We start from the raw sequence: 10963 nt of genomic DNA, 5'->3' as shown, positions 1-10963 counted from the left end.
TGAATATCCATAAAGAGTATTTGCCAACTCCCGCCCCATACCCCGACTATCCATAAAAAACGGGCCGGCGAAACGCCGGCCCGTACCGTTGCGAGGACCTGAAACCGCTTATTCCCGCCGCACATCCAGCAGTTCGTGCAGCTGATTCAGCGTGGAATCGTCCTTGACCACATGTTGCAGCCACTCTTCCAGGCTCATCTCGGCCCAGCGCGCCGCGCGTTCGGCCAATAAGGCCACCGGGCTGTGCGGTTCGTTGCTGCGGAAGTAACGAGCGACTTCGCTCAACATCAGCACCGCTTCCTGGCGGCTGCGGATCTGGCCGTTGAAGGCGACGGGGGCCGTCGAAGCGGCGGGGGTGGGCGCGCTATAGCTTTGGGTCACGGCTTTTCTTTCCACGGCGGGTTCGACGGGAGCCGGCGCAACGCCGGCCGGCGCGGTTTGTTGACGGTAACGCAGCACCAGGTCCTGGCAGGCGTAGATGCCGTTGCGGATATCCGCCAGGCTGGGCGCTTCGCCGCCGAAGCGCTGGTCCACTTGCTCGTCCAGCGCTTCATAGCGGCCCAGCGCCTCTACCAGCGCTTCGGCCTGGCTCTGGAACCAGGCGTGACCGGATAGATTTGCGTTCTTTTCGAACTCGTCGCCGGAGAGCTTGCCCTCGGCGATGGCGGCGGCCTTGGCGTCGGCGTCTTTCAAGCCCAGGTTTTCCACGTCGCGCGATTGCTGCCAGTCGTTCCAGCCGTAAGCGCCGAACTCGGGCTTCAGCAACGGCACGTTGCGGATGGCCAGCCCCAGCTGCTGGTTCAGCCATTCCAGCTTGCCGACGCGTTCGTCCAGATCGTGCGGGTCCAGTTCCGGATAACCGCTCTCCCAGTATTGACGCAGCCAGCCGTCCAGCGCGGCCAGGCCCAGGGCCAGGCCGGAGATGCCGTTGGCCTGGACCTGGGCTTCCGCGTACCAGGCCAGCAGTTGCAGGTCTTTGCTGCTTTGACGCAGCGCGTCTTCGCACAGGCGGATGACTTTGGGCCATTCCGCCGTTTTGAGGGTTTGCTCCCAATCGCCTTGCGACAAGCCCGGGTCGTCGCTGCGGCGGGCTTCGCGAATCTGGTCGAAGAGAGTGGAGTAAGCCAGGTCCTCGCCCGCCGGCGATGAACCGGGGATGGGAGCCAGCAACTGCTCCACGGTTTGTTCGATGTTTTCCATGCTTGTGTGGCTTCTATATATAGAGAGGTTGCGATCAGCCCTTGCCGACTTCCGGCATGGTGGAGATCAGCGAGGCGCCGCAGCTGACTTTATGGCCTTCCAAGGCCACCGGCTTGCCGCCCACCACCCAGGTGGGGTCGCCTTCCACGATGGTGCAGTTGACGTGCCCCTGCTGCGGGCAGGTGACGGAGTCGCCCAGGCAGGCGACCTGCTTGCCGAACAAGGTGGTGCTGGAAGCGGCGCTGACGACATTGCCGCCATGATCGGTGGGGTCGCCCAATCGGATCACGCGTTTCATGCGGTAGTCTCCTTGCGCGGCGGCCTGGCCATGGCCAGCGCCACGTGGTCGTTGCTGAATTGGGTGAGGACGGCCGGCGCGGCCAGCCGCGCGCTGTGGCTGACGACGGCGGCGGCCAGCATGGCGTCGGCGGCGACGCCGACGTCGCCCCAGTCCCGCGCCAGATTGCTGGCCTCCTCGATGGGGTGCAGTTCCACCTTGTGCCGGCTCAAGGCGCTGGCGATGGCCGCCAGGCGCACGCCGCCACCGTCGACGTCTCCGCTGTTGTGGGTCAGCCAGGCCAGCTTGGCTGCTTGGTCGTTTTCCGGCTTGGCCTCCTCCGGGCTGAACGGGTAGTCCAGCAGCGCAGCGTTGACCAGAGCGTTGTCCAGCACCGCTTGCAGCTGGCGCGCCAATTGCAGCGCGCGCTCCTCCTGCACCGCGACGGCGCTGGACTGGCCCACCTGGGCCAGCACCGGCAACTGGGCCAGCCCGGCCTGATAACGGGCCGGCACCGTGCCCCAGCTGCCGCTGGAACGGCTGAAGTCCTTTTCCCAGTACGGCTGGTAAGGATCGGCGCCCTCGGCCACGGCGACCGGGCCGAGCTCGGGCTCCGGCAGCTGCTCGCGCAGGAACAGCAAAGCCGCCACCGCCAAGCCGGACTTGCCCAAGCGGCGCCGGCGCGCCGTCGCCGCGGCGTCCTGCGAGTCGTCTTCGTCGGCGCCTTGCAGCAGGAGCGGCGCGTCGGCGCCGAGCACGATCACGCCCGGCAGTTCCGGCTCCTGTTGCAGCAGCTGCCGCGCGCGGTCCGCCACCGTGCCGGTGCCGGCCCCCGCCAGGAAGCGCGCCTCCGGCGTCGGCCAATCGTCTTCCAGCGTGTCGGCCATCGCCTCCGTCTGCCATTCCTTGGCCGCGGCGATCTGCTCGATGCCGGACTCGCTGGGCAGCACTTCCATCATCAACGGCAGCCAGGCCGCGCCGGGCGCGACCGCGTAGAGCTCCCGCAGCGCCTCGACCACATGCGGCCGCAAGGCTTGCAGCGCTTCGTCGGCGTCGATGTCCGCCGCGTCCAGGCACGACCACAGGCAGCCGTCCGGCGCTTCAACTAGCCAGCTCGGCTCGCCGTTGGCCGGGACGGCGCGCGCCCACAGCCAGCGGCAGTCCACCGCCGCCTGGCGTTCGCGCAATTCGGCCAGGTGCCGTTCGCGGGCGGCGTCGCGCGCGGACTGGCGCTCGGCCTCCGCCGCGGCCTCCTGGTCCGCCTCTTCCTGCTTGGCCCGCTTTTCCTTCAGATAGCCCCACAGCTTGACGCCGGCGCTGAGCAGCATAGGCGGCCCCAGATGCAGCAGCAGGATGGCCGACGGGCTGATGCGCTGCCAGCTTTGCGGCAACACCAGCCACAGCAGCCCCCACCAGGCGACAGTGCTGACGCCGAACAGGCCCAACATTTTCCACATGGACGCGATTCCTCAGCTCAGCCGCACTTTGACCTGCTCGCCCTTGAGCGAGACGGCGATCTTCTTCACCGGCTTGCCGCTGGCCATGCGCGCCAGCAGATCGCTGGAGATCTGCGCCAGCAGGGTACGGGTCAGGATGGCGTCGGCGTTGCGCGCGCCGCTGTCCACGTCCAGGCAGCGCGCCGCCATCTGTTCCGCCAGTTCCTCAGGGAACTCCACTTGCGCGCCGTGGTTGTCGGCGATGCGCTGACGGATCTTGTTCAGTTTGAGGCCGACGATGGCGCGCAGCACTTCATCGCTGATAGGCAGATAGGGCACGATGGTCAGGCGGCCGAGGAAGGCTGGCTTGAACACGCTTTGCAGCGTGGGCCGCAGGATCTCCACCAGGTCTTCCGGCGTCGGGTCGCGGGTTTCGCCCTCGACAGTGACGCCGTGCTCGCAGGCGCGCATCACCAGATCGGTGCCGGCGTTGGAGGTCAGCAGAATGATGGTGTTCTTGAAATCGACCTCCCGGCCTTCGCTGTCTTCCAGCAGGCCTTTGTCGAAGACCTGGAAGAACAGCTCCATCACGTCCGGATGGGCTTTCTCCACCTCGTCCAGCAGCAGCACCGAGTAAGGCTTGCGCCGCACCGCCTCGGTCAGCACCCCGCCTTCGCCGTAGCCGACATAGCCCGGCGGCGAGCCCTTGAGGCCGGACACGCTGTGCGCTTCCTGGTATTCCGACATATTGATGGTGATCAGATTGCGCTCGCCGCCGTACAGAGCCTCGGCCAGCGCCAGCGCGGTTTCGGTCTTGCCCACGCCGGACGGCCCCACCAGCAGGAACACGCCCTTGGGCTTGCCCGGGTCTTCCAGATTGGCCTTGGCGATCTGCACCCGCTCGGCGATCTGCTCCAAGGCGTGGTCCTGACCGATGACGCGCGCGCCCAGCAGCGAGGCCAGCTTCTGCACCTGCTCCAGCTCATTGCTGACCATGCGGCCCAGCGGGATGCCGGTCCAGCCGGAAATCACGTCGGCGATCACGCTCTCGTCCACGCACTCGAAAGCCAGCGGCTGGTGCTTTTGCAATTCGCGCAGCGCCTTGCGCTTGGTCTGCAGCGGGCTCAACTTCTTGCCCTTGGTCGGCTTGGCCTCGGCCTGCTGCTGTTTGAGCTCGTCGATTTCCGCGATCAGCTTTTGCTGCTCGTCCCAGGCGGCGTGCAGCTTCTCCAGGTCCGCCTGCAGTTCGGCGCGCCGGGCTTCCAGCTCCACGATGCGCTCGGCGTGACCTTCTTCGCGCTGCAGCGCGGTCACTTCGCGGTCGATATTGTCTATCAGCACCGACACGTCCTCGATCGGGCCCGGCTTGCCGGCGCGCGACAAGGCGACGCGAGCGCAGGCGGTGTCGAGCACGCTGATGGCCTTGTCCGGCAGCTGGCGGCCTGCGATGTAGCGGCTGGACAGATGCACGGCGGCGGCCACCGCCTCGTTGAGGATTTCCACCTTGTGGTGCTCGGCCATCGCCGGGGTCAGGCCGCGCACCATCTGCACGGCGATTTCCGGCGCCGGCTCTTCCACCTTCACCACCTGGAAGCGGCGCGCCAGCGCGGCGTCTTTTTCAAAGTACTTCTTGTACTCGGCCCAGGTCGTCGCCGCGATGGTGCGCAGCTCGCCGCGCGCCAACGCCGGTTTCAACAGGTTGGCCGCGTCGTTCTGGCCGGCCGCGCCGCCGGCACCGATCAAGGTATGAGCCTCGTCGATGAACAGGATGATGGGCACCGGGCTGGCCTTGACCTCGTCTATCACCTGGCGCAAGCGGTTCTCGAACTCGCCCTTGACGCTGGCGCCGGCCTGCAACAGGCCCAGGTCCAAGGTGCGCAGGGTGACGCCGGCCAGCACCGGCGGCACTTCGCCGTGCACGATCTTGCGCGCCAGGCCTTCCACCACCGCGGTCTTGCCCACGCCCGGCTCGCCGGTGAGGATGGGGTTGTTCTGCCGGCGGCGCATCAGGATGTCTATCATCTGACGGATTTCGACGTCGCGGCCCAGGATGGGATCGATCTTGCCGGCCTTGGCCTGGGCGGTCAGGTCTATCGTGTATTTGTCCAGCGCCGGGCTGCCGCGCTTGCCGGCCGCGGGCGCGGCCATCGCCGGCGCGGCGTCCTCGCTCGCCGCCGGCGCGTTGGCCGAGGCCTCGCCGCCGTGCTGGCGCAAGGCGGCGTAAGCGCCCTGCAGCCGGCCGGCGTCCTGGCGCGCCAAGGCGGCGGAGCCGGATTGCAGCGCGCCGCGCAGCGCCTCGTCCTGCCACAGCGCCAGCAGCAGGTCCAAAGTGGACACGTCGGCCTGCCCTTGCTCCGCGCTGGCCAGCAGCCAGGCCTTCTCCAGCCACTTGGGCAGCCAGGCGGACAGCACCGGGTTGCGGGTGTTGCCGCTGCGGAAGGCGTCCAGCGCGGCTTCCAGCTCGCGCTCGATGCGCGGCAGGTCCGCGCCCAGCGCGTGCAGCGCCGCCAGCGCGGCGTTATTGTCCTGGTCGAACATCGCCAGCAGCGCGTGTTCGATCTCGATTTCAAAATGCGTGCGCGCCAGCGCGCGGCTGGCCGCCTGCTCAATCGCCTGGCGGGCGGTGGGGGTCAGCCTGTCGATCAGGGCTTTCAGGGATACGGACATATCGTTCCAATACGCTCAAAATGAAAAGTCGATTCCGCCCGCGCCGCTCAATGCAGCAGCGCGTAGCGCATGTCTTCCGGGTCTTGTTTCTGCGGGCCCAGCCAGCAATTGCCGCCCAGGCGCAAATCCGCCGGGCCGCCCAGCTGCGCCGCCGGCACGTCGCGCTTGTCCAGCACCAGGCTGACGTCCGCCGCCAGATTGTGGCCGACGGCGAATTGCAGCAGCGCCTGCAAGGCCTGCGCGCCGGGGCCGCCGGGCAGCAGGGCCTCGAACTGGGCGCGGCGCATGCTGCCCAGCCGCAGCTGCAGCTTGGTCTGGCGGTCCCAGACTCGGGAACCGGCGAACAAGGACACGCCCAGCTCGCTCTCGCTGTCGCCCAGCCGGCTTTGTTCCGCCGCCGGCACCTGCATCCACTGGCCGACGAACTGCTCCAGCGCGGCGTCCACGCCGAAAAAGCCCTGGATCAGCGTTTCCAGCGCCTGCGCCGACAAGGGCTTCTGGCTGAGCAGGCCGGCGTAATAGATGAACAGGTTTTCGTCCAGGCTCGCGTCCGGCCCCATCTGCTTGCGCAGCTGCGACAGGCCCAGGCCGCCCAGGTCCAGCAGGTTGCGGGTGAAGCCGTCGCGCTCGCCGGCCTCCACTTCCAGCCAATAGCGGTATTTGCGCCAGGCGCCGAAGAACAAGGCGGTGGCGCGATGGCTGAAGATGTCCAGGAAGGCGTGCAGCGATCCGTCCTTGTACTGCTGGCGACGCTCCAGCAGCAGCTCGGTGTAACTGGTGGGCAAGGCGCCGCTGGGCCCGGTCAGCCCGATGAAGCTGACCGTCATTTCGTCGGTGGCGTCCAGCTGCTCCGGCTCCTTGGCCGGCTGATAACGGCTCAGTTCGCTGGGCGGGAAGGACAGCGAGGCCAGCGAGCGGAAACGCAGGCTGGCCGGCAGCCGGCCGCGGCGCTCGCCGCGCTTGCGCGCGGACAGGCCCAGGATACGCACCGCCTGGAAGAAGCCGAACTGGCTGGCGTCGCGCGCCAGCTCCAGCTTCAGATCACGAGGGCTTCGCCGGCTCGGGCTGGCCATGAGGCTACCTCCTCGTCTTGTTGAACCGCATGCACCCGCAGGCGGGTGAAACTATTGGGCGCGCAATACAGCGCGAAGAAACGCTCCAGCACCGCGGCGAACAGATAGACGCTGCCGCCGACGTAGTAATCCGGGTCCAGCGTCAGGCGGATTTCGCTGCCGCGCACGAAGCCGCTGAAATCGCGGCCGGACACGCGGGTCACCGCCGGCTGGCTTTCAATCCCCACCACGCCCTGGATCTGGCGCACATTCACCGGGGAATCGGTCAGGTTGTACAAGGCCAGCATTTCCTGCAAGGCGGCGCAGCCGGAGTCCACGATGGACATGTAGTTCAGCGACAGATGCGACACCAGCCGCCATTGCACCGCGCGGCCTAGCGGGCAGCGCTGGCTGGCGCTGGGCTTGCGCAGCAGGCGCACGCGCTTGACCACGGAATGGCCGGGCAGGGAAAAATCCGTGCGCTGGGTGGACTGGCTGCCGCCAAACGGAATCTGTTCCGGCAGATCGCGGTTGCTGCACAGCAGCTCCAGGCTCAGCACCTCGGTGGCCGGCCGCACCGCGTTGAACTCCAGGTCCGCCAGATGCAGCTCCAGATCAGTGCCCTTGTCGCTCTGGCGCGGCGACGGCTCCCGGCTGGCGTGCCAATAAAAGCGCGGCGCCTTCTTTTCGCTGCCGTGGCGTATCGCGTAAAACGGCGGCACCTCCTCGCTGCTTTCGCCGTCGCCGGATTTCTCCACCCTCACCACGCGCTTGATCTGGATCGCCTCGTAAGCCTGCTGCTTGCGCGCGTCCACCAGCACCGGGTAGCTGGCTTTCTGGTGGGTGACGCGGATGGGCTCGCCCGGCTGGGTGAACAGATTGACGATGGGGGTGCAGCCCAGCTTCAGGTGCTGGGCCTGCAACTGGGTCTGCAGCCGGTTGTGGCGCTCGCTGTCCGGGTATTCGTCCAGCAGCAGGCGCAGCACCAGCTTCTCGCCGTCCAACCGCGCCGCCGCCTTGTCCAGCTGCAGCAGATCGACGAACAGGAATTTGTCCGGATAGCAGAAGTACTCGGTCAGTAGCCGATAGCCCATGAAGGAGCGCTCGTCGTAGTCCAGCAGGCCCTCGTCGCGGCCGAAGCCCACCGCCCGCAGGCTGCTCGCCGGCAGTTTGCGCGTACGCGCCGGGTCTTCGCTGCCGTCGCCCACGCTGACGCCCTGGACATTGGACAGCAGCATCTCGTACAGCAAATGCATCAACGCCGGCTCGCCGTCCAGGAAGAAGCGCAGCGATTGCAGGCCGATGGCGTTGACCGCCAGGCCGCCGTGGGTGTGGAACTCCAGCGTCAGCACCGCCGCCGCGTCCGGCGCCAGCTGGCGCAGATAGGGCGAGCCGCTGGTCAGCTCCAGCTTGGCCTCGGTCAGCGACAGCGGATACAGATCCACCGGATAAGCGCTGCGGAATTTGCACACCACGCCCTGCATCGCCGGCGCGTGCACCGGCTGGCCGCGTTCCACCCGATAGCGCTTGGCAATTTCCGGCCGCTGCGGATCGCATTCGAACTGCACGATGGTGGCCGAGGGAATCGGCTGCAGATAGTGCGGATACAGCACATTGAGGAAGCTGGCGGCCACCTCCGGATATTCGTCGTCCAGCTTCTTGTGGATGCGCGCGGCCAGGAAGGCGAAGGACTCGATCAGCCGTTCGGTGTGCGGGTCTTCGCACTGGTCGCCTTCCATTTGCAGGCGGCCGGCGATCTTGGGATAGCGGCGCGCGAACTCGCCGGACAGCTGGCGCAGGTGTCCGAGTTCGCGTTCGTAATACGGCAATAAGGATTCAAGCATTAAGGCTCACGCGCAATTCATCAAATATTCATTTCAGCAGGCGAGCGCCGCCCGCCCTGTTTTAGTGTTTGTGCCCGGCCAAGTCTTCAGCCGCCCCAATACCGCAGCGGCAAACGCCAGTCCAGACCATGCCGCCAGGCGTAGTACAGCCACAAGCCCACGGCGGTATACAGCAGCGGCAGCAGGTTGTAAGCCAGCAGTTCCAGCCAGGAACGCAGTTCCGACTCCCCGCTCGCTTGTCGGATCGCCTTGGGGAAGCGGCCCTCGTAGCTCAACAGCAGCGAGGCGTAATGACCCAGGCCCCAAATCACGAACACCGGCGTCAACGCCAGGCGCAACCACAAGAAGCTGCGCCCCAGATCGAAACCGCCCGGCAGGCTCAGCCGCGACACCGTCCACATGCTGCTCAAGGGATTCGGCCACTTGCTGCGCAGCCGCTTCGGCGCCGGCGCCGCGTCCGCGCCGTCCTCCATGAAGCGGCGGATATATTCCCAGAACGACAGCAAATGCTGGTAGTCCCGGCTCGGCAAGCCGAGGAAGGCGCCGTCCACGCCCAGCGGGCTGTGCGGATTGTCGGTAGACTCCGCCCGCGCCGCCAGCACCAGCATGCCGCCTATGCCCTGGTGATTCGGCATGTCCTTGGGCAGGCCAACATCGATCATGTCCCAATCGTAGGCTTTAACTCCACCTAAAAAACCAGGCCGCAATAAATAAACTTTGCGCGTTTGACGGTTGAAGCGCACCACCAGTCGGCGCATGGTAAAAGCCTCTAAGCACCACATTTTTAGCAAATAACGAAAGAAACAATACCAAACTATCGGAGTGATAACCACAAACCCGACAAAGCCAATCCAAAAGTCTAAATCTGGCTCAAAGTCGAATCCAAAATCGTCTTTACCTGTGGCCAACTGAAAAACTAGAAAGCTTAAAATATAAGTACAGGTATATAACCCATAACAAACCACACCAAATAGAGAGGTCAGCAATCCCCTCTTATCATCATTGTACGTACAGACATCCAAATAGATGTCCGTCTTCCGATAGATAGAACCATTGCAATCCAACTGCTCAGACCGGCTCTCTTTCACATCAATTTCACGGGCATCCGGGTCATAATATACACCCCGCGCCCGCATTTTCTTGGCGTCGTCCTTATTTTCTTCGGCAATGTCTTTCTGGATATCATCAAACCAGGAACCTGGCTTATGTTTGCGCCGCCCCATCGCCAGCGACCATTCCAAAAAATACATAAGCCTCTCTTCCTGTTTTCAAATCGCCATCATCATCCGGCTTTGCCTATAGCCCCAAATAAGACAGCGGCAAACACCAGTCCAGACCGTGTCGCCAGGCGTAGTACAGCCACAAGCCCACGGCGGTATACAACAACGGCAACAAGTTGTAAGCCAGCAGTTCCAGCCAGGAACGCAGCTCCGATTCCCCGCTCGCTTGCCGAATCGCCTTGGGGAAGCGGCCCTCGTAGCTCAACAGCAGCGAGGCGTAATGGCCCAGACCCCAGATCACGAACACCGGCGTCAACGCCAGGCGTAGCCACAAAAAGCTGCGCCCCAGATCAAAACCGCCCGGCAGGCTCAGCCGCGACACCGTCCACATGCTGGTCAAGGGATTCGGCCACTTGCTGCGCAGCCGCTTCGGCGCCGGCACCGCGTCCGCGCCGTCCTCCATGAAGCGGCGAATATATTCCCAGAACGACAGCAAATGCTGGTAGTCCCGGCTCGGCAAGCCCAGGAAGGCGCCATCCACGCCAAAATCCCGATAAGGATTTTCGTTTTCTTCCGTCTTAACCGCCAATACCAGCATGCCGCCTATACCCTCATGATTCGGCATATTTTTTGGCAAAATGGCGTCAACCTCCTCCCAGTCATAAGCTTTGACCCCGCCCAAAAAACCAGGTCGCAACAAATAGACTTTGCGCGTTTCTCTATTGAATCGCACTATCAATCGGCGCACAGTAAAAGCCTCTAAACGCCAAGCCTTTATTAAATAACGAAAAAAAACAAAATACAACAATGGAACAACGACACTAAATGCTACCAAAGGAAAAATCAAACTAGAGAGAGAAACGACCTCTCCACTCTCATCAAGTCCTGTTACAGCTTGCCGCAAAATAAAAACCAAAAAATCAACGCCACCTATAAGATAAAGACAAACTACTCCCATAAGTAAAGTGATCAAACCTCGTTTATCATCGTTGTAAGTACAAACATCCAAGTAAGCCTTTGTCTTACGGTAGATAGATCCATTGTCATCCACCACCTCTGAACGGCTTTCATGGATATCCGACTCTTTCGCCGTCCGCAAATGCCCTAGGCCTTGAGCGAACAGTTTTTTCTCATGTTTTTTTTCACGCTCGGCATTCTTCTTTTGTTGCTCATCCCATATCGAACCAGGTTTGTAGCGCTTGTGGTCCAAGACCACCATCCATTCCAATAAATACACAACTCTCGCCCCATGCTTGAGACACACGCG

The 10963-nt window shown here is 63.9% G+C and carries 8 protein-coding genes; all 8 read right to left on the bottom strand.

Features of this window, described 5'->3' with window-relative positions; all coding sequences use genetic code 11:
• Positions 1-108: 108 nt before the first annotated feature.
• On the bottom strand, positions 109-1200 hold the full coding sequence (gene tssA / locus MOV80_RS22410; RefSeq protein ID WP_081576475.1) for a type VI secretion system protein TssA: 1092 nt from the start codon (positions 1198-1200) through the stop codon (positions 109-111).
• A gap of 34 nt (positions 1201-1234) precedes the next feature.
• Positions 1235-1498 carry a PAAR domain-containing protein gene (locus MOV80_RS22405; RefSeq protein ID WP_019103381.1) on the bottom strand — a complete coding sequence of 88 codons (264 nt, stop codon included), beginning with the start codon at positions 1496-1498 and terminating at the stop codon, positions 1235-1237.
• A complete protein-coding gene (locus MOV80_RS22400) occupies positions 1495-2934 on the bottom strand; it encodes a hypothetical protein (RefSeq protein WP_249605510.1) in 1440 nt (479 codons plus the stop codon). The genes MOV80_RS22405 and MOV80_RS22400 overlap by 4 nt, the downstream gene beginning before the upstream one ends.
• A gap of 12 nt (positions 2935-2946) precedes the next feature.
• Entirely contained in the window at positions 2947-5580 is a 2634-nt protein-coding gene (tssH, locus tag MOV80_RS22395; protein ID WP_249605509.1) for a type VI secretion system ATPase TssH, read from the bottom strand.
• Between the two features lie 47 nt (positions 5581-5627).
• Complete coding sequence (gene tssG / locus MOV80_RS22390) at positions 5628-6653, bottom strand: type VI secretion system baseplate subunit TssG (RefSeq protein WP_019103378.1); 1026 nt, start codon at positions 6651-6653, stop codon at positions 5628-5630.
• Positions 6617-8476 carry a type VI secretion system baseplate subunit TssF gene (gene tssF, locus MOV80_RS22385; protein ID WP_205467818.1) on the bottom strand — a complete coding sequence of 620 codons (1860 nt, stop codon included), beginning with the start codon at positions 8474-8476 and terminating at the stop codon, positions 6617-6619. Before tssF ends, tssG begins: the two co-directional genes overlap by 37 nt.
• An 86-nt stretch (positions 8477-8562) precedes the next feature.
• A complete protein-coding gene (locus tag MOV80_RS22380) occupies positions 8563-9726 on the bottom strand; it encodes a DUF6708 domain-containing protein (protein ID WP_249605508.1) in 1164 nt (387 codons plus the stop codon).
• A 46-nt stretch (positions 9727-9772) separates the two neighbouring features.
• Positions 9773-10915 carry a DUF6708 domain-containing protein gene (locus tag MOV80_RS22375; RefSeq protein WP_233620933.1) on the bottom strand — a complete coding sequence of 381 codons (1143 nt, stop codon included), beginning with the start codon at positions 10913-10915 and terminating at the stop codon, positions 9773-9775.
• Positions 10916-10963: the final 48 nt, after the last annotated feature.

It is taken from the genome of Chromobacterium sp. IRSSSOUMB001, from assembly GCF_023507765.1.
Lineage (GTDB): Bacteria > Pseudomonadota > Gammaproteobacteria > Burkholderiales > Chromobacteriaceae > Chromobacterium > Chromobacterium haemolyticum.
The sequence above is the reverse complement of the archived record's forward strand: the minus strand, read 5'-3'. Positions and strand labels throughout refer to the sequence as shown.

Bases quoted from the DNA above. Each gene is read 5' to 3' on its own strand.
- tssA (WP_081576475.1), bottom strand. From the start codon at position 1,200: ATGGAAAACATCGAACAAACCGTGGAGCAGTTGCTGGCTCCCATCCCC.
- MOV80_RS22405 (WP_019103381.1), bottom strand. From the start codon at position 1,498: ATGAAACGCGTGATCCGATTGGGCGACCCCACCGATCATGGCGGCAAT.
- MOV80_RS22400 (WP_249605510.1), bottom strand. From the start codon at position 2,934: ATGTGGAAAATGTTGGGCCTGTTCGGCGTCAGCACTGTCGCCTGGTGG.
- tssH (WP_249605509.1), bottom strand. From the start codon at position 5,580: ATGTCCGTATCCCTGAAAGCCCTGATCGACAGGCTGACCCCCACCGCC.
- tssG (WP_019103378.1), bottom strand. From the start codon at position 6,653: ATGGCCAGCCCGAGCCGGCGAAGCCCTCGTGATCTGAAGCTGGAGCTG.
- tssF (WP_205467818.1), bottom strand. From the start codon at position 8,476: ATGCTTGAATCCTTATTGCCGTATTACGAACGCGAACTCGGACACCTG.
- MOV80_RS22380 (WP_249605508.1), bottom strand. From the start codon at position 9,726: ATGTATTTTTTGGAATGGTCGCTGGCGATGGGGCGGCGCAAACATAAG.
- MOV80_RS22375 (WP_233620933.1), bottom strand. From the start codon at position 10,915: ATGGTGGTCTTGGACCACAAGCGCTACAAACCTGGTTCGATATGGGAT.